Annotated in this window: 18 protein-coding genes and 1 tRNA gene; 10 read left to right on the forward strand and 9 right to left on the reverse strand. The window is 55.5% G+C overall.

Annotation, left to right across the window (positions count from 1 at the left end):
- Positions 1 to 65: 65 nt before the first annotated feature.
- On the forward strand, positions 66 to 1724 hold the full coding sequence (gene ipdC, locus MOQ06_RS05600; protein WP_193354523.1) for an indolepyruvate decarboxylase: 1659 nt from the start codon (positions 66 to 68) through the stop codon (positions 1722 to 1724).
- Here the strand turns inward: ipdC and MOQ06_RS05605 are convergent, their stop codons facing one another.
- A complete protein-coding gene (locus tag MOQ06_RS05605; RefSeq protein ID WP_193354524.1) occupies positions 1725 to 2960 on the reverse strand; it encodes an ion channel protein in 1236 nt (411 codons plus the stop codon).
- A 205-nt stretch (positions 2961 to 3165) separates the two neighbouring features.
- On the opposite strand from MOQ06_RS05605, the gene glk reads away from it, so the two are divergent.
- On the forward strand, positions 3166 to 4131 hold the full coding sequence (glk, locus tag MOQ06_RS05610; RefSeq protein WP_148419980.1) for a glucokinase: 966 nt from the start codon (positions 3166 to 3168) through the stop codon (positions 4129 to 4131).
- A gap of 35 nt (positions 4132 to 4166) precedes the next feature.
- Here the strand turns inward: glk and MOQ06_RS05615 are convergent, their stop codons facing one another.
- Complete coding sequence (locus tag MOQ06_RS05615; RefSeq protein ID WP_242171857.1) at positions 4167 to 4898, reverse strand: LytTR family DNA-binding domain-containing protein; 732 nt, start codon at positions 4896 to 4898, stop codon at positions 4167 to 4169.
- A gap of 13 nt (positions 4899 to 4911) precedes the next feature.
- Positions 4912 to 6609, reverse strand: a complete 1698-nt coding sequence (locus MOQ06_RS05620; protein WP_148419978.1) for a sensor histidine kinase — start codon at positions 6607 to 6609, stop codon at positions 4912 to 4914.
- Between the two features lie 386 nt (positions 6610 to 6995).
- Between MOQ06_RS05620 and alaC the strand changes: the two genes are divergently transcribed.
- On the forward strand, positions 6996 to 8231 hold the full coding sequence (gene alaC, locus MOQ06_RS05625) for an alanine transaminase (RefSeq protein WP_148419977.1): 1236 nt from the start codon (positions 6996 to 6998) through the stop codon (positions 8229 to 8231).
- Positions 8232 to 8286: 55 nt separating this feature from the next.
- Here the strand turns inward: alaC and ypdK are convergent, their stop codons facing one another.
- Together ypdK and lpxP are read right to left on the reverse strand one after the other, a co-directional pair.
- Positions 8287 to 8358, reverse strand: coding sequence for a membrane protein YpdK (gene ypdK / locus MOQ06_RS22545; protein WP_099458937.1), 72 nt, complete (start codon positions 8356 to 8358; stop codon positions 8287 to 8289).
- Between the two features lie 359 nt (positions 8359 to 8717).
- Positions 8718 to 9638, reverse strand: a complete 921-nt coding sequence (gene lpxP / locus MOQ06_RS05635) for a kdo(2)-lipid IV(A) palmitoleoyltransferase (protein WP_176611187.1) — start codon at positions 9636 to 9638, stop codon at positions 8718 to 8720.
- 268 nt (positions 9639 to 9906) lie between these two features.
- On the opposite strand from lpxP, the gene MOQ06_RS05640 reads away from it, so the two are divergent.
- On the forward strand, positions 9907 to 11286 hold the full coding sequence (locus MOQ06_RS05640; RefSeq protein WP_242171858.1) for a diguanylate cyclase: 1380 nt from the start codon (positions 9907 to 9909) through the stop codon (positions 11284 to 11286).
- 13 nt (positions 11287 to 11299) lie between these two features.
- Here MOQ06_RS05640 and MOQ06_RS05645 read toward each other — a convergent pair.
- Both MOQ06_RS05645 and MOQ06_RS05650 read right to left on the reverse strand, forming a co-directional pair.
- Positions 11300 to 11371 (reverse strand) — tRNA-Arg (locus MOQ06_RS05645).
- 75 nt (positions 11372 to 11446) lie between these two features.
- Positions 11447 to 12376 (reverse strand): formate/nitrite transporter family protein, encoded by a 930-nt coding sequence (locus MOQ06_RS05650; RefSeq protein ID WP_242171861.1) that lies wholly within the window; start codon positions 12374 to 12376, stop codon positions 11447 to 11449.
- Between the two features lie 313 nt (positions 12377 to 12689).
- Between MOQ06_RS05650 and mlaA the strand changes: the two genes are divergently transcribed.
- Positions 12690 to 13442, forward strand: coding sequence for a phospholipid-binding lipoprotein MlaA (mlaA, locus tag MOQ06_RS05655; protein ID WP_242171864.1), 753 nt, complete (start codon positions 12690 to 12692; stop codon positions 13440 to 13442).
- Between the two features lie 44 nt (positions 13443 to 13486).
- Here mlaA and fadL read toward each other — a convergent pair whose 3' ends face one another.
- Positions 13487 to 14770 carry a long-chain fatty acid transporter FadL gene (gene fadL, locus MOQ06_RS05660; protein ID WP_148419971.1) on the reverse strand — a complete coding sequence of 428 codons (1284 nt, stop codon included), beginning with the start codon at positions 14768 to 14770 and terminating at the stop codon, positions 13487 to 13489.
- A gap of 372 nt (positions 14771 to 15142) precedes the next feature.
- On the opposite strand from fadL, the gene MOQ06_RS05665 reads away from it, so the two are divergent.
- From MOQ06_RS05665 to sixA, 4 genes are all read left to right on the forward strand, one after another.
- A complete protein-coding gene (locus tag MOQ06_RS05665) occupies positions 15143 to 15427 on the forward strand; it encodes a YfcZ/YiiS family protein (protein WP_028013973.1) in 285 nt (94 codons plus the stop codon).
- A gap of 239 nt (positions 15428 to 15666) precedes the next feature.
- The gene (gene fadI / locus MOQ06_RS05670; RefSeq protein WP_242171866.1) at positions 15667 to 16977 is read left to right on the forward strand and encodes an acetyl-CoA C-acyltransferase FadI; all 1311 of its coding nucleotides are present in this window, start codon (positions 15667 to 15669) and stop codon (positions 16975 to 16977) included.
- Positions 16977 to 19124, forward strand: a complete 2148-nt coding sequence (gene fadJ, locus MOQ06_RS05675; protein WP_242171870.1) for a fatty acid oxidation complex subunit alpha FadJ — start codon at positions 16977 to 16979, stop codon at positions 19122 to 19124. Before fadI ends, fadJ begins: the two co-directional genes overlap by 1 nt.
- A gap of 209 nt (positions 19125 to 19333) precedes the next feature.
- The gene (sixA, locus tag MOQ06_RS05680; protein WP_148419967.1) at positions 19334 to 19819 is read left to right on the forward strand and encodes a phosphohistidine phosphatase SixA; all 486 of its coding nucleotides are present in this window, start codon (positions 19334 to 19336) and stop codon (positions 19817 to 19819) included.
- 46 nt (positions 19820 to 19865) lie between these two features.
- Here sixA and smrB read toward each other — a convergent pair whose 3' ends face one another.
- On the reverse strand, positions 19866 to 20417 hold the full coding sequence (gene smrB / locus MOQ06_RS05685; protein WP_148419966.1) for an endonuclease SmrB: 552 nt from the start codon (positions 20415 to 20417) through the stop codon (positions 19866 to 19868).
- A gap of 145 nt (positions 20418 to 20562) precedes the next feature.
- On the opposite strand from smrB, the gene prmB reads away from it, so the two are divergent.
- Positions 20563 to 21495 (forward strand): 50S ribosomal protein L3 N(5)-glutamine methyltransferase, encoded by a 933-nt coding sequence (prmB, locus tag MOQ06_RS05690; protein ID WP_148419965.1) that lies wholly within the window; start codon positions 20563 to 20565, stop codon positions 21493 to 21495.
- The last annotated feature ends 12 nt before the right edge of the window (positions 21496 to 21507 follow it).

Genomic DNA, 21507 nt, shown 5'->3' on the forward strand with positions numbered 1-21507 from the left:
TTCTGGACACGCTTCACGCTTATTTAATACTCAGAGGGAGGTCAACGTCAGAAGGACACCTGTATATGCGTACCCCATATTGCGTCGCCGATTACCTGCTGGACCGTCTTACAGATTGTGGTGCCGATCATCTGTTTGGCGTGCCGGGCGACTATAACCTGCAGTTTCTCGACCATGTGATAGACAGCCCGGACATCTGCTGGGTGGGCTGTGCCAACGAGCTGAACGCGTCTTATGCCGCGGACGGCTATGCCCGCTGCAAGGGCTTTGCCGCGCTCCTGACGACATTCGGCGTTGGGGAATTAAGCGCCATGAACGGGGTGGCGGGCAGTTTTGCTGAACACGTTCCTGTGCTCCATATTGTGGGGGCACCGGGCATGGCGTCCCAGCAGCGCGGTGAGTTACTCCACCATACGCTGGGCGATGGTGAGTTCCGCCACTTCTACCACATGAGCGAGCCGATTACGGTTGCGCAGGCGGTGCTGACGGAACAAAACGCCTGCTATGAAATTGACCGGGTGCTCACCACCATGCTGAGGGAGCGTCGTCCGGGCTATCTGATGCTGCCTGCCGATGTTGCCAAAAAAGCCGCCACTCCGCCTGTAAGCGCTCTCACGATGGACCCCGCTCCGGCCGATGCTGCCTGCCTGCAGGCATTCCGTGAAGCTGCCGAAAAACGCCTGTCCATGAGTAAACGCACGGCGCTGCTGGCGGATTTCCTGGTGCTCCGCCATGGGCTGCGGGCTGCCCTTCAGAAATGGGTCAGCGAGGTGCCGATGGCGCACGCGACCATGCTTATGGGCAAGGGAATTTTTGACGAACGACAGAGCGGTTTCTACGGCACCTATAGCGGATCGGCCAGTGCCGATTCGGTCAAGATGGCGATTGAGGGGGCCGATACGGTGCTGTGCATTGGTACGCGCTTTACCGATACGCTCACTGCCGGGTTTACCCACCAGCTGACTTCCGCCCAGACGATAGAGGTTCAGCCCCATGCTGCTCGCGTGGGTGACGTCTGGTTTACGGGCATCCCGATGCGCCAGGCCATTGAAACGCTCACGGCGCTGTGTAAAGCGCACGTTAGCGATATGCGAGCGCCATCGGATCCCAGCGGCTATTCCTTCCCGACCGTCGAAGGCTCGCTCACCCAGGAGAGCTTCTGGCGCACGCTGCAGACATTTATTCGCCCCGGCGACATCATTCTGGCCGATCAAGGCACGTCCGCTTTTGGCGCTATCGATCTGCGGCTACCGGCAGACGTGAACTTCATCGTCCAGCCGCTCTGGGGATCGATTGGCTACACGCTGGCAGCGGCCTTTGGCGCGCAAACGGCGTGCCCGGACCGACGCGTAATCGTCCTGACGGGGGACGGCGCCGCGCAGCTGACCATTCAGGAGCTGGGGTCCATGTTACGCGACAAGCAGCGCCCGATTATTCTGGTACTGAACAACGAAGGCTACACGGTTGAGAGGGCCATCCACGGGCCAGAGCAGCGGTATAACGATATCGCCCTCTGGAACTGGACGCAGATCCCGCAGGCGCTGAGCCTGGCGCCCGAGGCCGAGTGCTGGCGCGTCAGCGAAGCGGAGGAGCTGGCGGAGGTGCTGGATAAAGTGGCGCACCATGAGCGGCTTTCGCTGATAGAGGTAATGCTGCCGAAAGCCGATATCCCACCGCTGCTGAGCGCGCTTACGAAAGCGCTGGAGGCGCGTAATAACGCCTGATTATCCGTCGTTTCGCCATCCCATCATTATCGGTTTGCCCGCCAGCAGGAGCCAGGCGGGCAACATCACGATGCAGAGCAGCGGCAGAAGCGTGGTATCCGGAACGACCACGGCCGCCATAAACAGGCTCAGCCAGGCATCGCGCGTCACCACCAGTACCAGCCCCAGGATGGAGCAGGAGACGGTAATCGCCGCAGGAACAGCGTCAACATGCTCATGCAGCATAAGCCCCAGCGCGACGCCAACAAACACCGCCGGGAAGATACGCCCCCCGCGGAAGCCGCACGCCGCGGCCACCACCAGCGCCGCCAGCTTCACCAGCGCAAACAGCAGATAATCTGAAACGCTGAAGACCTGGCTGAACGCCAGCTGCTGCATCTCGTCCAGGCCCTTGAACAGGGTTACCGGCCCGCCGATCGCGCCTAATGCGCCCAGAATAAAGCCACCCGTGCCCAGAATCAGCACCGGATGCTTCAGCCTGTGCATCAGACGATGCAGGCGCGGAAGGCACCACACCGCGACCATCCCCAGCGCGATCGCTATCGCAACGACGACGGCACCGCTGAGAATATCGGCTATTTGCATCTGGCCGTAGTGGGGGATGGGGAGGGAAAAGTGGGGATTGAAAAACAGGCTGGTGGTAAGTGCCCCCGCCGCCGCCGCCATCAGCGGCGCAAAAAGTTTATCCCACAGCGGCACGTCCTGGTTACTGCTGAGGGTTTGAGAAAAGATGAGCGCAGCCGCGACGGGGGTGCCGAACAGCGCTCCGATGGTCCCGGCGGAGGCGAGGATCGTCCAGTCCAGCGCGCCGACGCGCGGGAAGATACGCGCTCCCAGAAAAACCGCCAGCGCGATGTTAACCGCCATAATGGGATGCTCGGGGCCGAGGCTGACGCCACCCGCAAGGCCGAGAATCAGCGCGATAATGAGCCCCGGCAGCGCAGAGGGAGCAATCGGCTCGCCAATCAACGGCTCCAGTGCCGGATCGGGACCGGCATGACCCGGGCTGTAGCGGATAACCAGACCCACGGCTATCCCGGTCAGGGTCAGCATCATCACGATCCATCCCGGCGAGTCAATGCTGATGCCGAGTTTTACCGGAAGCGCTGTCCATAATATCGTTTGCAGCACCGACGCCACTTTCATGACGACAATGAGCACCAGGCTCGACGCTACGCCAATAATCAGCGCCGGGATAGCCAATAACAGCATGGTTCTGGCTCGCGGATGGAGCATGATGATTTCCTTGTACAAAACGGCTTAACGTTACTTTGCACAATCAGCATTGTGGTAATAGTGCAAAAGGTGCTGAAACGGTAAAGTTATTATGTGACGAAGATCGATAATCCATGGGCAGTCACCTTCTGGTCGTTGTTGTTATCACGCCTTGAATTTACAGTGTCCCAAAGATTTATTCTGACTTTAGCGGAGCAGTAGAAGAATGACAAAGTATGCTTTGGTAGGTGATGTAGGCGGCACCAACGCGCGCCTTGCCCTGTGTGATGTGAATAGCGGTGAAATTTCCCAGGCGAAAACCTATTCAGGGCTGGATTTCCCAAGCCTGGAAGCGGTGGTTCGCGTCTATCTGGAAGAGCATCACGTTAACGTGGAAGACGGCTGTATCGCCATTGCCTGCCCGATCACCGGCGACTGGGTGGCGATGACCAACCACACGTGGGCATTCTCCATTGCCGAAATGCAGAAAAACCTCGGTTTCTCTCACCTTGAAATTATTAACGACTTTACCGCGGTCTCCATGGCTATTCCGATGCTTAAGCCCGAGCATCTGATCCAGTTCGGCGGCACCACACCGGTGGAAGGCAAGCCGATTGCCGTTTATGGCGCTGGCACGGGCCTCGGGGTAGCGCACCTGGTCCACGTCGACAAGCGCTGGGTGAGCCTGCCGGGCGAGGGCGGTCACGTGGATTTTGCGCCGAACAGCGAAGAAGAGGGGATCATTCTTGAGGAGCTGCGCGCGGAGATTGGCCACGTGTCGGCCGAGCGCGTGCTGTCCGGGCCGGGGCTGGTGAACCTGTATCGCGCAATTGTGAAATCAGACGGCCGTCTGCCGGAAAATCTGCGGCCGAAAGATGTAACCGAGCGCGCGCTGGCAGACAGCTGTATCGACTGCCGACGTGCGCTGTCGCTGTTCTGCGTAATCATGGGACGCTTCGGCGGCAACCTGGCGCTGAATCTCGGCACCTTTGGCGGCGTCTATATTGCGGGCGGGATTGTGCCGCGCTTCCTCGACTTCTTTACCGCCTCCGGTTTCCGCGGCGGCTTCGAAGACAAAGGACGCTTTAAAAGCTACGTGCAGGACATCCCCGTATACCTGATTGTTCACGATAATCCAGGCCTGCTTGGCGCCGGTGCGCATCTGCGTCAGGTGCTCGGTCAGATCCTCTGACAACCGTCTCCCTCTCCTGCGGGAGAGGGAACATTCTACAGGTGCATGAGCTGGCGGAACGCTTTAACCCTGCTGCGGCTTACCGGCACCTGAAAATCCAGATCCTTAAGCCGCAAAATGTAGGTGTTATTAAACCAGGGTTCGATTTCGCGGATCTTGTTCAGGTTCACGCAGAACGAACGGTGGCAGCGGAAGAAGTGGGCGGCCGGCAGTTTGTTGCAGAATTCGGTAATGTTCATTGCCATCACGTAGGATTCACGCCGCGTATAAACAAACGTCATTTTTTCATGCGCTTCGGCATAGTAAATATCGTCGATCGGCGTGACGATAATCCGCTCGTCCTTCACCAGATTAATGGTGTCGTTTTCCCGCGCTGCCGGGCTGTTGCCTGCGGGCTGCGCCTGCTGCTGCCATGCCGCCTCCAGCTTATGCAGCATGCTGATAATCCGCGACTCCTGGTACGGCTTGAGAATGTAGTCAAACGCCTCCAGCTCGAAGGCCTCCACCGCATGCTCTTTCCAGGCAGTGACAAACACGATAAACGGCTTGTGGGCGAACTGATTGATATTTTGCGCCAGCAGGACGCCGTCCAGCGAGGGAATATTGATATCGAGAAAAATGGCGTCGACCCGGTTATGCTGCAAAAATTTCAGCACGTCCAGACCGTCGTCAAAACAGCCGACAATCTCCATCTGGCTGTGGGTTTTAATCAGCCAGCTCAGCTCCTGTTGAGCCAGAAATTCATCTTCTACGATGATTACTTTCATGCGTTACTCCGGCTTACGGCAACAAGGATATGGGGGCATGAACGGGGGTTCGTTCATTTGGAACATAAAAGGCGATTTCGGTGCCCGGCTCAAGGCGGTGAATGTGCAGCCCGTCGCCGAACAGTAGCTTGACCCGGTGATGCACGTTCAGCAGCCCAATTTTATTGCCCGGCATTTCGTTAGATTCAACGCGCTCAATCACTTTTGGATCAATGCCGTGTCCGGTATCGCGGACGGCAATACGCACGCGGTTGCCGCTTTCCGTCACGCTAATCGTTACTACGCCCTTGCCTTTACACGGCTGAATGCCGTGAACAATGGCATTTTCCACCAGCGGCTGGATCAGCAGGCTTGGGATCACGCAGTTGACCTCTTCATCAATATCGTAAATGACGGTGAGCTTATCGCCAAAGCGCGCCTGCTCAATGGCGATGTAATCCTTGATTTGATATAGCTCTTTTTTGATGTCGATCTGCTCGTCGTCTTTCAGCTCAATGTTGTAGCGCAGATAGCGTGACAGATTGAAAATCAGCTGGCGTGCGGTGTCCGGATTAAGTCGGATGGAGGAGGAGATAGCATTCAGGGCGTTGAACAGGAAATGGGGATTGATTTTACTTTGCAGCGCACGCAGCTCTGCCTTATTTGCCATCTCGCGCAGCTGCTCGGCGCGGGAAACCTCAAGCTGGGTGGAGATGATCTGCGACAGGCCAATCGCCATCTCCTGAAGCGAGGAGGTAATTTGGTGCGCATGGCAGTAGTAAATTTTCAGCGTCCCCGTCACCACGCCCTTTTCCCACAGGGGGATTACCAGCATCGAGTGGATCTCTGGCGTTCGGTGGGCTTCATCATTGTTTTTAATGATGATTTTACCGTAGTTAATCGCCTGTCTGGTGGTGGGGCTGATGGTGTCGTCATTGTCGCGATAGTTATGTTCACCCACGCCCACGTAAGCCAGCACGTGATTGATATTGGTGATGGCAACCGCATCGGCGTGAATATCCCGACGGATGATCTCGCACACCTGGCGCAACGATTCGGCGTTAACGTGACGGAAAAGCGGCAGCGTTTTGTTGGCAATATCCAGCGCCAGCTTGGCCTGACGTGCGGCGCTGGCCTCCTTTTCCCCTTCCACGCTCTGCACCAGCAGCACGATAAAACCGATACAGACGCTGCCGAGGATCATCGGAATGCCGATCTTCGAGACGATATCAAGCCCCAGCGCAACGGTTGGTGCCCAGGCGACAACCAGAATCATGGTCAGCGTTTCGCAGATCATCCCGGCGATAATCCCCGCCCGCCAGTGCTGTTTTTTCGGGAATTTGCGGTTAATCCAGCCGGAGAGCACCCCGGCGATAATGCTGGTGATAAAACAGGGGATTGCCGTTACGCCGCCAATATCAATCAGGTAACGATGGGTACCGGCGATAATGCCCGTAATAATCCCGACCCAGGGGCCAAAGAGGATCCCGCCTGACATCACGGCGATGATGCGCACGTTGACCAGCGAGCCTTCTACCGGCACGCCGGACCAGGTACTGAACAGGGCAAGCAGCGAAAAGATGAACGTGACGGCCAGGAGCTCTTTTGGTGAGTGGGCAGATTTATGCAAAAGCTCGCGGAACAGGCGAATGCGTATAAGAAAAAACAGACAGATCAGCATTAACGCCGCGCGGTCAAACACCGCCAGGAGCATATTGAAGATTTCGTGCACGGTCAGGCCTGGGGAAACGGGAAAAAGCTATGATAAAAAACCTCGCGTCCGATCGCCAGTTATCCGTCAGATTTATCAAATGGGGAAAAACCATAATTCTCAAAGGGGATTGTTCGCTTTTGACTGAAAGACGCTGCGTTTCCGTTTGTCGGAAAATGCCAGGTAAAGATACTGATAACAACCTGTTAAATCGTAGCGGTAAAAACTGGCCGCTCGCGATAATGGTTCCGCTTTTCACTGCGATGTGATTCCCGTTTTAGTGCAAAATGTTTTTTTGTCGATTGCCCCTCGACAGCATCTTTTTCTTCAGGTTATTTTCTAGGCATGCCACGCTGGTGGCAGCGTCGCTCGGACGGTCCGGGCGCTAACGTGACTCTGAGGAACCTATGGCTGAATTCAGTCCTGAACGCCGTTTTACGCGTATCGATCGTCTCCCCCCTTATGTTTTTAACATCACTGCTGAACTGAAAATGGCTGCGCGTCGGCGCGGCGAAGACATTATTGATTTCAGCATGGGTAATCCTGACGGCCCTACGCCTCCCCACATTGTGGAAAAACTCTGCACGGTTGCCCAACGGCCTGATACGCACGGCTACTCGACGTCGCGGGGTATTCCCCGGTTGCGCCGGGCGATCTCACGCTGGTATCAGGATCGCTATCAGGTCGATATCGATCCCGAAAGCGAAGCGATCGTGACCATCGGCTCGAAAGAGGGGCTGGCGCACCTGATGCTGGCGACCCTCGATCATGGCGATACTGTACTGGTGCCAAACCCGAGCTACCCGATTCATATTTACGGTGCGGTGATTGCCGGCGCGCAGGTTCGTTCGGTACCGCTGGTGGAAGGCGTCGACTTCTTTAACGAGCTGGAACGTGCCATTCGCGAAAGCTACCCGAAGCCGAAGATGATGATCCTCGGCTTCCCGTCAAACCCAACGGCACAGTGTGTCGAACTGGAATTCTTTGAGAAAGTGGTGGCCCTGGCGAAGCGTTATGACGTGCTGGTAGTACACGATCTGGCCTACGCCGATATCGTCTATGACGGCTGGAAAGCCCCGTCAATTATGCAGGTGCCCGGCGCCCGTGACGTGGCGGTTGAGTTCTTTACGCTGTCGAAAAGTTACAACATGGCGGGCTGGCGTATTGGTTTTATGGTCGGGAACAAGACGCTGGTGAGCGCCCTGGCGCGGATTAAAAGTTACCACGACTATGGTACCTTTACGCCGCTGCAGGTCGCGGCCATCGCGGCGCTGGAGGGCGATCAGCAGTGCGTGCACGACATCGCCGCCCAGTACAAGCGCCGCCGTGACGTGCTGGTCAAAGGGCTTCATGAGGCCGGCTGGATGGTGGAAATGCCAAAAGCGTCGATGTACGTCTGGGCGAAAATTCCCGAGCCGTATGCGGCGATGGGCTCGCTGGAATTTGCTAAAAAATTGCTTCAGGATGCAAAGGTGTGCGTCTCGCCGGGCATCGGCTTTGGTGACTACGGTGACACGCACGTTCGGTTTGCGCTTATCGAAAACAGCGACCGTATTCGTCAGGCCGTGCGGGGAATAAAAAGCATGTTCCGTGCCGACGGCCTGCTTGCGACGAAGAGCGTGGCGGAACAACCCGAGTCGTAACCGACAAAAAAAACAGGCGCCGCTGGCGCCTGTTTTTTTGACTGCATTTTCTTAACTAGATCATCAGAGCAAACGTCCCGGCCCAAACTAAAACAATAACCGAAATGCCCATAAAGAAATATTTCACGTTTCATCGCTCCGCGTATCTACCGGTACGCATTAAAAAAACAGAGTCCAACTGAGTATAGAGAGTTGAAATCGCGCGCAGGGGTAAATAAGAATTTTCCCGTTACGCCGCTAACTTCAGCTCAGAATTCTGTGCTTTCCTGTCGCCAGACGGCGCTAATGTACGCCTAAATTTCAGGGGTGACAAGAGTCATTTTTTTAAATAATTTCCTATACTTACAGGTGTCGTGGAACGGCGACAGTTTGATTTCATCACGCAATAAAAGTGTATTGAGCGACGGCTCGAATAAGCCGTCACGCAATGTGATTACAGGTGATTGAAAAGGTTAGTTTCTTAGCGAAACTAACCTTCAGAAAGGCTTAGACGTAGAGGGAGGCTTCGCCCAGAGGGCGGGTTTTAAAGCGGCGGTGCATCCACAGATACTGCTCAGGCGCGCGCATAATCTCGAACTCAATCACCTTGTTGATAAAGGAGGCAGCTTCGCCTTCGTTTTCAGGATAGTCGGCCATTTCAGGAGAGATGTGCAGGCGGTAGCCTGATTTATCCGCTTTCCTGACCATGGTCACCGTTAACATCGCGGCGCCTGAAAGACGTGAAATCACAAAGGTACCGTTCGTCGTGGCGACATTTTTCACCGCAAAGAAGGGGGCAAAGCTGCTGCCTTTAGGACCGTAGTCCTGGTCCGGTGCAAACCAGACGGCTTCGCCTTTCTTCAGGGCACCGACCATGCCGCGCAGGTTGTTTCGGCTGATCATGGCTTTATTCGAACGCATGCGACCGCGCGTTTGTACCCACTCCATCAGCGCGCTGTTATGCGGACGATAGGTAGCCATCATCGGCTGGCAAAGGCCCATAACGCGGCCACCCAGCTCAAGGGACATAAAATGCACGCCGACAACCATCACGCCGCGGTTTTGCAGCTGGGCGCGCTTCAGGTTATCCAGACCTTCAACGTCAAACCATTTACGCACGCGCTCGTCTGACCAGAACCAGGCCATGCCGGTTTCGAGCAGCGCCATACCGATAGATTTAAAGTTTTCAGCAATCAGCTTTTCACGCTGCTGCGCGTTGTAATGCGGAAAGCAGAGTTCGAGATTTTTACGGGCAATGGATTCGCGACGCTTCAGGAAATGGCGCGATGCGCTACCCAGCTTCGAGCCCAGGAAACGAATCACGGGGTAGGGAAGTTGCACCAGCAGCCAAAGCACGCCAAGACCGAACCATGTAAACCAGTAGCGCGGGTGCAGAAACGCCCGCTGAAATTTGGATTGAGACAAAATAGTGGAACCTTTATAAAGCCTGTGAAGGTAGCGCAGACTTCGCGATACCACGTGCCATTAAGACCGTAGGACGAGGTCATGGTTGCAGGCTTTACCGTTCTTTACGACGTTGCCTGGCCATTGCTGACTTGGGTGGGCGGCATAATGTAGCACCGTTATACGATATGAGCTATCACTCCTTTTTGTTTAAAAAAGCGACAATTGCGGAGTGGGTTGATTTTGCTATTGTTAAATCTGCATTCCCGCGTGTCTCCTGAAGGAGCTGACCATGGAAACCTACCTGCAAACGGTAAAACAAGAGTGGGTAAAGCTGATTAATGAAACCGATCCCGAAGTGCACCGGCTTGCAGCCGAGCTTGCCGGAAATAATGCCACGGCGCTGATCGATGAATTCTATCGTATTGTTCTGGCCGATCCCTCCGTCGCTGAATTTCTGACTACCGAGCAGGTGGAAAGGCAGCTTCAGGAGGCGCTGCGTCGCTGGCTTACCGACGTACTTTCCTGCGAGGCCGGCCAGGTTGAAGAACAGATCCGGGCCCAGCAGCGCGCCGCGGACGTTCATGCCCGTATCGGCATTTCGGTTGATTTGGTCGAAATGGGGTTTCGCGTTCTGAAAAAGCTGCTGTTGCCCATCATCACCACCAGCCCTCATTCGTCTGAGGTAAAGCTCCATATTTATCATTACGCGATAAACAGCATCGACCTGGCTATGGAAGTGATGTCACGGGCGTACGTGTTTAGCGAAAACAATGCGGCGAAAGAGGACGAAAACTACCGAATCTTTTCCTTAATGGAGAATGCCGAAGAGGAGAAGGAGAGGCAGACCGCGGCGCTGCTGACATGGGAAATGGTGCTTCTGTATAAAATCACGCTTAATTCCAGCATCGGCAACAGCCTGCCGCTGGGCCAGTCTGAGTTTGGGCTGTGGTTTAGCCATAAGGGACGCCACTATTTCAGCGGGATCGCTGAGGCCGGCCATATTTCGCGTCTGATTCAGGAGTTTGACGAAACCTTCGAGCGCATCCGTCAATCGGAGCAGGGCCTGAACGATAACGTGCACCGGGATAAATTCCTGCACCAAATGCGAAACTCGCTCTCCCAAATCATTACGCTGCTGCGGGAGCTGTTTGACGAGGTCTCACGTCACGAGGTCGGAGTGGATGTATTGACCCGGCTGCTGAACCGCCGTTTCCTGCCAACCATATTCAAACGCGAAATTCTGCACGCCAGCCGGGCCGGAACCAGGCTTTCTACGCTGCTTATTGACGTTGATAAATTTAAGCAAATTAACGATACCTGGGGGCACAACACGGGAGATGAGATCCTGCGTAAGGTCGCCGGCGCGTTTTATGACAACGTGCGGACCTGCGATTACGTTTTTCGCTACGGCGGAGATGAGTTTCTGATTGTGCTAACGGAAATCTCAGAGGCAGACACGCTGCGAATTGCCGAGCGGATTCGCAAACGGGTGGAAAAAATCAAGGTTAACTCTCCGGCCGGCGATATTATCCCGCTCTCTCTTTCGATAGGGGCGGCGATGTTTAACGGGCATCCTGACTACGAGCGGTTGATTCAGGCAGCGGATGAAGCGCTGTACGGCGCGAAACGTCGTGGCCGCAATTGCGTGGAGCTGTGGAAGGAGGCATAAGGGAAATCGGAAGTGTCCCCTGCAGGAATCGAACCTGCAACTAGCCCTTAGGAGGGGCTCGTTATATCCATTTAACTAAGGGGACGAAGCGGCAAGAGTATAGCGTTATTTACACTTTTCGTTAAGCGCCTTGCCGCCTGACTGGTCAAAGAGTCACCGTTTAGCCCGATTTTTTAGTGGATTGCGCCTTTTTTTCCTGTGCTTTTAGCTCTGCCTTACGCTTGTTGGACATATCGTTACGGATTTGCGCATGGCTCAGCAGCGCGAAGATAAAGGTTCCGCCACAAATGTTGCCCGCAAGGGTGGGGATCGCAAACGGCCAGAAGAAATCGCTCCAGTGCAGGGTGCCGTTAAAGACCAGATAAAGGATCTCAACGGTTCCGACCACAATGTGCGTGGTATCGGCGAGGGCGATTAGCCAGGTCATCAGGATAATCACCACAATCTTCGCGCTGCCCGCTGACGGGAACATCCATACCATGGTGGCGATGATCCAGCCGGAAATGATGGCGTTAGAGAACATTTCCACCGGCGTGTTTTTCATAACGTCCATACCGATCTTCACGAAGGCGTCGCGGGTAGGTTCATCAAATATTGGCATATATTCGAAGGCCCAGGCGGCTACGCCTGTACCGATGAGGTTACCCAGCAGCACGACGCTCCACAGGCGCATCAGCAGGCCAAAATTCCCGAGGGTAGGATTTTGCATCACCGGCAATACGGCGGTGACGGTGTTCTCGGTGAAAAGCTGCTGCCGCGCCATAATGACGATAATAAAGCCGAACGTGTAGCCTAAGTTTTCCAGCAGAAACCCGCCCGGTACGCCTTCCAGCTGCACGTGAAATATCCCTTTGGCAAGCAGCGATGCGCCCATCGACAGGCCGGCGGCTATGGCCGACCACAGCAGGGCCATCGCGTCGCGCTCCATCTCTTTTTCGCCGTCCTGGCGAATATGCTCATGAATGGCCATGGCGCGCGACGGTAGGCGGTCCTCATCGACCTCTATCTCTTCTCCCCGGTCTTTCTCCTCGCTCTCAATCTCAGGTTCTTCATTATTCTCGCCAATTTTTTCTTCGTTAATGTCTTTCATAACTGCTCCTTCGGGGTTATCGCTCATTTAAGCGTAGCGGCTTTTAGCGCGCTGCCCGTGGGGAAGCTCTTAAATTGCTGAAAATGGCAATAAAGGTGAGACATCCCTTTCAAAGCCAATATAAAATTGCCGGCGAAACGAATTCTGAAAGCCAGGCTATGCTGAAATTAGCGTGATGACGAGAGCGGGTCGTCATTGTCCTCGTAGACATCGGTAAGCGTGCTGTTACAATCACTTGCACGTTTCGGCGGAGCGTAAGATGCTCCGTCTCGGATGGCATTCAACGATAGCCATACTGAACAGGGAGAAATTTATGAAACTTCGGCTGTCGGCGCTTGCGCTGGGCATCACAATGCTTGTGGGCTGCGCCAGCTCTGGCGAGCAAACGGGACGCTCCGATCCTCTCGAAGGATTTAACCGTTCAATGTACAGCTTTAACTACAATGTGCTGGATCCGTACCTGGTTCGACCGGTTGCCGTGGCGTGGCGTGACTACGTTCCGCAGCCAGCGCGTAACGGCCTGAGCAACTTCACCAGCAACCTGGAAGAGCCTGCGGTGATGGTGAACTACTTCCTCCAGGGCGACCCGTATCAGGGAATGGTGCATTTCACCCGATTCTTCCTGAACTCCCTGCTGGGGATGGGCGGCTTAATTGATGTCGCCGGCATGGCGAACCCGAAACTGCAGCGCGAGCAGCCGCACCGTTTCGGCAGTACGCTGGGGCATTATGGCGTGGGTTATGGTCCGTATGTGCATCTGCCATTCTACGGCAGCTTCACCGTGCGTGATGATGGCGGCGACATGGTGGATACGCTGTATCCGGTGCTGTCATGGCTCACCTGGCCGCTGTCGATTGGTAAATGGACGGTGGAAGGCATTGAAACACGTGCGCAGCTGCTGGACTCTGATGGTCTGCTGCGTCAGTCGTCAGATCCGTACATTATGGTGCGTGAGGCCTACTTCCAGAACCACGACTTTATTGCCAACGGCGGCAAGCTGAAGCCGGAAGATAATCCGAACGCGAAAGCCATCGAGAATGAATTAAAAGATATCGATTCGGAATAAATAAAAAAGGTGAGCGATGCTCACCTTTTTTGATGCCTGCGCGATTAGAACGCGTAGTTGAAGTTGGTACCGAACAGCCACGCTTTACCTTCAGAGGTAAACTCGTAAGGGCCTTCCTGGAACGTCACTTTCTGACCGTGCATATAAGAGACGCCAGCGTCGATGGAGGCATTCTCGTTAAACGCATAGGTTGCACCCGCACTAAGCCAGAAACGGTCCTGATCAGGAATGGAGATGGAGCGTTTATCCGCCGGAACCGGGCTGTCATCAAACGCGATACCGGTACGGAACGTCCAGTTGTCATCCATATAGTAGGTTGTACCCAGCGCCAGACGGTATGCGTCGTGGAAGCTTTCGTCCTTATAGAACAGCGTCTGACCGTTGGTGCCGGTGGCTTTCAGCTCCTGGAACTGACTCCAGCTGGTGTAAGCCAGGCTATAGTGGATCGCCCACTGTGGCGCGACGCGGTTATAGCCGGAGACTTCCCACATTTCTGGCAGATGCAGCGACAGTGAACCCGGTACGGTCTGGTTAGATGTACCCCATGGAATGGTGGTGCCCGCACCCGGAACCAGGCCGTTAACAGGGCTCAGGATGCCGCTTTTGTAATCGCCATCGAAATCAATCTTCACTTCTGAGCGATAGGTCAGACCCCAGCGGTTGTTCTTGTCCAGCTCGTACAGGATCCCGGCGTTCCAGCCGTAACCCCATTCATCGCCTTTCAGGCTGGCAATTTTATTGCTGTTTTTCGGCAGCGCGGCGGTTTGCTCGCCGGTGTAACGCTCAATTTTTGCATCAGCATAAACGGCATTAAAGCCCAGACCGAAGCTCCAGCTTTCGTTCAGACGATAAGCGCCGCTCAGGTTGAGGTTCAGGGTGGTCAGATCGGTTTTACCACCGTATTCCCCGGCCGGATAGTCGTTATTGAATTCCGTCGCCAGGCCATAGTTAGAGGTAACGGAAGCCCCCCAACCAAACTGCTCGTTAATAGGGGCAACAAAGTGCAGGTTAGGCACCCACGCCGTCGGCGCAATGTTATCCGCCTTCAGGTCTGCACCGGTGAAGCGAGATTTGCCGGAAATGTTGACATCAGGATCGATGTAAACCGCACCAGCAGAGAAGGTAGGGCGATCGAACATCATGATCAGCGCCGGGTTACGGCTCGCGTTGCCTGCGTCATCGGCAATCGCACCTTCCCCGGAATACGCACGGCCAAGGCCAGAGGAAGAAAATTCGTTTAACTGGAAGCCCGCTGACCAGGCGGACGTTGAGACGATTGCCACTGCAACTGCTAAAGCAGTTTGTTTGAACAGGGTTTTCTGGCTCATGACCATAACCTCATTGAGTTATTTTTATTCAATAATTGTTACATACCGTAACAGGAGCGCGAAGTGTAGGGTCTGAGGTATGACTTACAAATCAGACCAGTGGCGAGAGTATAGGTCTGACCAGCTGGGATGTTGCAAGTTTGTTTATTAATATTTTCAGAGATGTTTCTTGAAACGAGATCTGGTTGGCAAAATTGTGACCAGTGCGAATCATCTGAAAAGGTGAATTTTGTTTTAGATCATTTTTTAGTGTGATATTGCTCACTTATCCGATTTTGCGCCATTAACGGCTGGAGGGGGCACGCGAGGGGGCGTAAAATAGTCGCATCGTGTTTATCTCGCGCGCTGCGCGAATACAGAGGAAATTGAGCTATGAGTAAATGCAGTGCTGATGAAACCCCGGTTTGCTGCTGTATGGATGTTGGCACCATCATGGACAACACCGATTGCACCGCCTCTTACAGCCGTGTATTCACTAACCGCGCTGAAGCAGAAGAGACGCTGGCTGCGCTGAGCAAGCGCGCGCGCGACGTAGAATCCGATCCGTGCGAAATCAAATCCACCTTCACGGAAGTGGACGGCGGCGTGAAGCTGGATATCGACTTTGTCTTCGCCTGTGAAGCAGAAACGCTGATTTTCCAGTTAGGGCTGCGTTAATCTCCGCGGCCTGATGCCCTCACCCCCAGCCCTCTCCCACGGGAGAGGGTGCAAACACTAAAAACGGTAACCTATGGGTTACCGTTTTGCTTTTACCTCGGCGCATTTTCTTTTTCTTCTCTGTGCCTTAGCTCGCAATTTTTCGCTTCCCCGATTGGCTCAATGTAAAAAAATAGTTAAGACTATTATCAGGTCAGACCACTTTGTGCGTGCGCAAATTTTTTTTACAGGGGAGTGTTATGAGTCAGGCATTACCGCTTATCACCCGACACGGTGACCGCATTGCCATCGTCAGCGGGCTGCGTACGCCGTTTGCGCGTCAGGCAACCGCATTCCACGGAATACCGGCTGTCGATCTGGGAAAAATGGTGGTGGGGGAGATGCTGGCTCGCAGCGACATTCCGCCTGAAATCATAGAGCAACTGGTTTTTGGTCAGGTCGTGCAGATGCCGGAGGCGCCAAATATCGCGCGTGAAATCGTTCTGGGAACGGGCATGAACGTGCACACCGACGCCTACAGCGTCAGCCGTGCCTGTGCCACCAGTTTCCAGGCGGTGGCGAACGTGGCGGAAAGCCTGATGGCGGGCACCATTCGCGCCGGGATCGCCGGAGGCGCAGACTCCTCATCCGTGCTGCCCATCGGCGTCAGCAAAAAGCTGGCCCGCATTCTCGTTGATGCCAATAAAGCCCGCACCACCGGGCAGAAGCTGAAGCTTTTCTCGCGTTTGCGCCTGCGCGATCTGCTGCCTGTTCCACCCGCCGTCGCCGAATACTCCACCGGCCTGCGCATGGGCGACACCGCCGAGCAGATGGCGAAAACCTACGGCATCACGCGTGAGCAGCAGGATGCGCTGGCGCACCGTTCCCATCAGCTTGCCGCAAAGGCCTGGTCGGAAGGCAAACTCACCGGCGAAGTGATGACCGCCTATGTCCCGCCCTATCGTGAGCCGCTTTCGGAAGATAACAATATTCGCGGCACCTCGACGCTGGCGGACTATGCGAAGCTGCGCCCGGCCTTTGACCGTAAACACGGAACGGTAACCGCGGCTAACAGTACGCCGCTGACGGACGGTGCTGCCGCCGTGATCCTGATGACGGAGTCCCGGGCCAAAGAGGTGGGCATAACGCCGCTGGGCTATTTGCGCAGCTATGCCTTCACCGCTATCGATGTCTGGCAGGACATGCTGTTAGGGCCCGCCTGGTCCACGCCGCTGGCGCTGGAGCGCGCGGGGCTGACGCTCTCCGATCTCACGTTAATTGATATGCACGAAGCCTTTGCCGCGCAAACGCTGGCAAACGTTCAGCTTATGGCGAGCGAGCGCTTTGCCCGCGACGTGCTGGGCCGCGCGCATGCCACAGGCGAAGTGGATCAGAGCAAATTCAACGTGCTGGGTGGCTCCATCGCTTACGGCCATCCGTTTGCGGCGACGGGGGCGAGAATGATAACCCAGACGTTACATGAGCTACGCCGCCGGGGCGGCGGCTTTGGTCTCGTCACCGCCTGTGCGGCGGGCGGCCTGGGCGCAGCAATGGTTCTGGAGGCTGAATAATGGAAACGACATCTGCATTTAACCTGACCGTTCGCCTCGATAACGTGGCCGTTATCACCATTGACGTGCCCGACGAAAAGATGAATACCCTGAAGGCCGAGTTTGGCGTTCAGGTGCGCGACATGCTCAGACAAATTCGTGAAAACAAGGCGATTCGCGGGCTGGTGTTTATTTCGGCAAAGCCGGATAACTTCATTGCCGGGGCCGATATCAACATGATTGCCCGCGCCAGAAGCGCGCAGGAAGCAGAGGATCTGGCGCGCCAGGGCCAGCAGGTAATGGCGGAAATCCATGCGCTGTCGATACCCGTAGTCGCCGCAATTCACGGCGCCTGCCTGGGCGGCGGGCTTGAACTGGCGCTGGCCTGCCACAGCCGCATCTGTACCGACGATGCGAAAACCGTGCTGGGCCTGCCGGAGGTGCAGCTTGGACTCCTGCCCGGTTCCGGTGGAACGCAGCGCCTGCCGCGTCTGGTGGGCGTCAGCACGGCGCTGGAGATGATCTTAACCGGAAAACAGCTGCGCGCCCGTCAGGCGTTAAAGGCGGGGCTGGTTGACGAGGTCGTTCCGCACGCCATCCTGCTCGATGCCGCCGTCGAGCGGGCGCTTAAAGGCCGTCAGGCAAAACGTCCGCTGCCGGTGCGCGAGCGCGTCCTTGCCGGCCCGCTGGGGCGCACGCTGTTGTTTAATATGGTGGGTAAAAAAACCGGGCAAAAAACCAAAGGTAACTACCCGGCCACGAAGCGCATTCTGGACGTGATTGAAACCGGGCTGTCGCAGGGCAGCAGCAGCGGCTATGCCGCCGAAGCGAAAGCCTTTGGCGAGCTGGCGATGACGCCGCAGTCGCAGGCGCTGCGAAGCATTTTCTTCGCCAGTACTGACGTGAAAAAAGATCCGGGCAGCGACGCTGAGCCTGCTCCGCTGCGCGCCGTTGGCGTACTGGGCGGTGGGCTGATGGGCGGCGGCATCGCGTTTGTCACCGCCAGCAAAGGCAAATTGCCCGTACGTATCAAAGACATCAACCCTAAGGGCATCAACCACGCGCTGCAGTACAGCTGGCAGAACCTCGATCGAAAGGTTAAACGCCGACATATCAAAGCCAGCGAGCGCGATAAAACGCTCGCGACGATCTCCGGCACCACGGACTACAGCGGGTTTACGCATCGCGACGTTGTGATTGAAGCCGTTTTCGAAGATCTGGCGCTTAAGCAGCAGATGGTGGCGGAGGTTGAGGAGCACTGCGCGCCGCACACCATTTTCGCTTCAAATACCTCCTCGCTGCCGATTGGCGATATCGCAGCGAAAGCCGCGCGTCCGGAGCAGGTGATAGGGCTGCACTATTTTAGTCCGGTCGAAAAAATGCCGCTGGTAGAGGTTATCCCTCACGCCACAACCCGTCCGCAAACTATTGCCACTGTGGTGAAGCTGGCGAAAAAACAGGGGAAAACCCCCATCGTGGTAGCGGACAAAGCCGGTTTCTACGTCAACCGCATACTGGCGCCGTACATCAACGAAGCGATGCGGCTCCTGACGGAAGGCGAGAAAATTGAGCACGTTGATGAGGCCTTAGTAAAGTTTGGTTTCCCCGTAGGCCCTGTCCAGCTTTTGGATGAGGTAGGCATTGATACCGGCACTAAAATTATCCCCGTGCTGGAAGCCGCTTACGGCGATCGTTTTTCGCCGCCTGCAAACGTTGTTTCTGCAATTTTGAAGGACGATCGCAAAGGCAGAAAAAATGAACGCGGTTTCTATCTTTACGGCGCGAAAGGGCGTAAAAGCAAGAAACAGGTCGACCCTTCGGTTTATGGGCTTATACCTGCCGCGGGGCAGGGAAAACTGTCGGCGGTTCAGTGTGCTGAACGCTGCGTGATGATGATGCTCAATGAAGCGGCACGCTGCTTTGGTGAGAAGGTTATTAAAGGCGCGCGCGATGGCGACATCGGTGCCGTCTTTGGCATTGGTTTCCCGCCGTTTCTTGGCGGCCCGTTCCGGTATATGGATACCCTCGGGGCGGGTGAAGTGGTTGCGATCCTGCAACGTCTGGCCTCGCAGTATGGTCCGCGGTTTACACCTTGTGACGAATTATTGCAGATGGCGGAACGGGGCCAGACCTTCTGGCCCGCAAGGGAAACTGATTTCGTAAACTGAAGTCAAAGAAGGGTAAATCCTCCGGTGAGGGGGCCTGTTCTGGCGAAATTGTAAACAGAGATTGACTATACTTACGCCATTGAGGTAAAAAACAGCGTTTCATTCACCGAATGGATCAGGCACAATGCCCGGCCATCGGGTTTTCTACCTCAGAGCATTTATCGCGGGTAGTTAACGCCGGTGATTCTGGTTAACAAAAGCGGTGCAATATGCAAGTTTTTATCATGCGTCACGGCGACGCGGCACTCGATGCCGCCAGTGACTCAGTACGTCCTTTAACCGTCTGTGGCTGCGACGAATCCCGTCAGATGGCGACATGGCTTAAAGGTCAAAAAGTGGACATTGAACGCGTTCTGGTGAGTCCGTACCTGCGGGCAGAACAGACGCTGGATGTGGTGGGGGAGTGTATGAACCTGCCGTCCAGCGTGGATGTTCTCCCTGAACTCACGCCGTGTGGCGATGTTGGCCTTGTCAGCGCTTACCTTCAGGCGTTATGCAACGAAGGCGTCGCATCCGCACTGGTCATTTCCCACCTGCCGCTGGTCGGCTATCTGGTATCTGAGCTGTGCCCGGGCGAAACGCCACCGATGTTCACGACGTCCGCCATTGCCAACGTCACCCTCGACGACACCGGCAAAGGGGTCTTCAACTGGCAAATGAGTCCGTGCAATCTGAAGATGGCAAAAGCAATCTGACGTGACGTGCGATATGGCGGGGTGCAGCGTGCCTCCCGCCATCCTGTCAGGGTAATTCTGGCGGCTGCCACTCCTCAACTTCAATCAATACCAGCAATGCGGCATCTCCGCCGTACTCTTTTGGTGCCTGATGAAAAGCCATTACGTGCGGATGCTGAGCCAGCCACAGCGGCGTCTGTTGTTTGAGGATATGCTTACCGTGACCGTGCATCACGCAGGCACAAAAAACATGTTCGCGACGACACGCTGCTATCAACGCCCCCAGCTCCTGTTTCGCCTGCATCTGGGTCAAACCATGCAAATCGAGAAACAGCTCCGGCGAATAATCTCCCCGACGTAATTTTTTCAGCTCAAAATGGCTGACGTCTTCGCGCACGTATTTCACCGCACCCTGGGTATTCAGCAGCGGCTGAAATTCATCTGAAAAATAGTGACTATTATCGGCCTGCTCCTGGAGCAGCCGTTTGACCGGTACTTCGCTGATTTTTTTACGCTGCGGGCGATGAACAATGGTGTCCTGTCTGATCTGGCGCGTCCCGGTCATAAGCTGTCGGAAGAGAGCCTGATCCTCCTCGCTGAGCGATGTTTTCTTTTTCATTCGTCATTCTCATCTCGTATTTCCGATAGTGTACCCGACTAAATGCATTTTTTAACCTCAAGCGGCACGCGTCATTGCTGATTTATCGCCGTCTTCATGGCAAACTAGCCGCCGAAAATTATGCGAGCATGCCCTGGAGGAAAGAGTGGATAAAATTTTTGTCGATGAAGCAGTAAACGAGCTGCATACCATACAGGACATGTTGCGCTGGTCGGTTAGCCGCTTCAGCGCCGCCAATATCTGGTACGGTCACGGTACCGACAACCCGTGGGATGAGGCCGTTCAGCTGGTGCTGCCGTCGCTCTACCTGCCGCTGGATATTCCGGAAGACATGCGCACCGCGCGTCTGACCTCCAGCGAAAAACACCGCATCGTAGAGCGCGTGATCCGCCGCGTGAACGAGCGCATTCCGGTGGCTTACCTGACCAACAAAGCCTGGTTCTGCGGCCACGAGTTCTACGTGGACGAACGCGTGCTGGTGCCGCGCTCGCCGATTGGCGAGCTGATTAACAACCACTTTGACGGCCTGATCGATCGTCAGCCGCAGCACATTCTCGATATGTGCACCGGCAGCGGCTGCATCGCGATTGCCTGCGCGTACGCCTTCCCTGAAGCGGAAGTGGACGCCGTGGATATCTCCACCGACGCGCTGGCCGTCACCGAACACAATATTGAAGAGCACGGGCTGATCCACCACGTTACGCCAATCCGCTCTGACCTGTTCCGCGACCTGCCAACGCTACAATACGATCTGATCGTTACCAATCCGCCGTACGTGGATGCGGAAGACATGTCCGATCTGCCGAACGAGTATCGCCACGAGCCGGAGCTGGGCCTGGCGTCAGGCACTGACGGCCTGAAGCTGACCCGCCGCATTCTGGCCTGCGCGCCGGATTACCTGACCGACCACGGCGTTCTGATTTGTGAAGTAGGCAACAGCATGGTACATCTGATAGAGCAGTACCCGGATGTGCCGTTCACCTGGCTTGAGTTCGACAACGGCGGTGACGGCGTCTTTATGCTGACCAAAGCGCAGCTCCTCGACGCTCGCGAATACTTCAGCATTTACAAAGACTAATCCAGCGGGCTT

The sequence above is a fragment of the Enterobacter sp. I4 genome, assembly GCF_022669095.1.
Lineage (GTDB): Bacteria > Pseudomonadota > Gammaproteobacteria > Enterobacterales > Enterobacteriaceae > Enterobacter > Enterobacter pasteurii.

Bases quoted from the DNA above. Each gene is read 5' to 3' on its own strand.
- ipdC (WP_193354523.1), top strand. From the start codon at position 66: ATGCGTACCCCATATTGCGTCGCCGATTACCTGCTGGACCGTCTTACA.
- MOQ06_RS05605 (WP_193354524.1), bottom strand. From the start codon at position 2,960: ATGCTCCATCCGCGAGCCAGAACCATGCTGTTATTGGCTATCCCGGCG.
- glk (WP_148419980.1), top strand. From the start codon at position 3,166: ATGACAAAGTATGCTTTGGTAGGTGATGTAGGCGGCACCAACGCGCGC.
- MOQ06_RS05615 (WP_242171857.1), bottom strand. From the start codon at position 4,898: ATGAAAGTAATCATCGTAGAAGATGAATTTCTGGCTCAACAGGAGCTG.
- alaC (WP_148419977.1), top strand. From the start codon at position 6,996: ATGGCTGAATTCAGTCCTGAACGCCGTTTTACGCGTATCGATCGTCTC.
- MOQ06_RS05640 (WP_242171858.1), top strand. From the start codon at position 9,907: ATGGAAACCTACCTGCAAACGGTAAAACAAGAGTGGGTAAAGCTGATT.
- MOQ06_RS05650 (WP_242171861.1), bottom strand. From the start codon at position 12,376: ATGAAAGACATTAACGAAGAAAAAATTGGCGAGAATAATGAAGAACCT.
- mlaA (WP_242171864.1), top strand. From the start codon at position 12,690: ATGAAACTTCGGCTGTCGGCGCTTGCGCTGGGCATCACAATGCTTGTG.
- fadL (WP_148419971.1), bottom strand. From the start codon at position 14,770: ATGAGCCAGAAAACCCTGTTCAAACAAACTGCTTTAGCAGTTGCAGTG.
- MOQ06_RS05665 (WP_028013973.1), top strand. From the start codon at position 15,143: ATGAGTAAATGCAGTGCTGATGAAACCCCGGTTTGCTGCTGTATGGAT.
- fadI (WP_242171866.1), top strand. From the start codon at position 15,667: ATGAGTCAGGCATTACCGCTTATCACCCGACACGGTGACCGCATTGCC.
- fadJ (WP_242171870.1), top strand. From the start codon at position 16,977: ATGGAAACGACATCTGCATTTAACCTGACCGTTCGCCTCGATAACGTG.
- sixA (WP_148419967.1), top strand. From the start codon at position 19,334: ATGCAAGTTTTTATCATGCGTCACGGCGACGCGGCACTCGATGCCGCC.
- smrB (WP_148419966.1), bottom strand. From the start codon at position 20,417: ATGAAAAAGAAAACATCGCTCAGCGAGGAGGATCAGGCTCTCTTCCGA.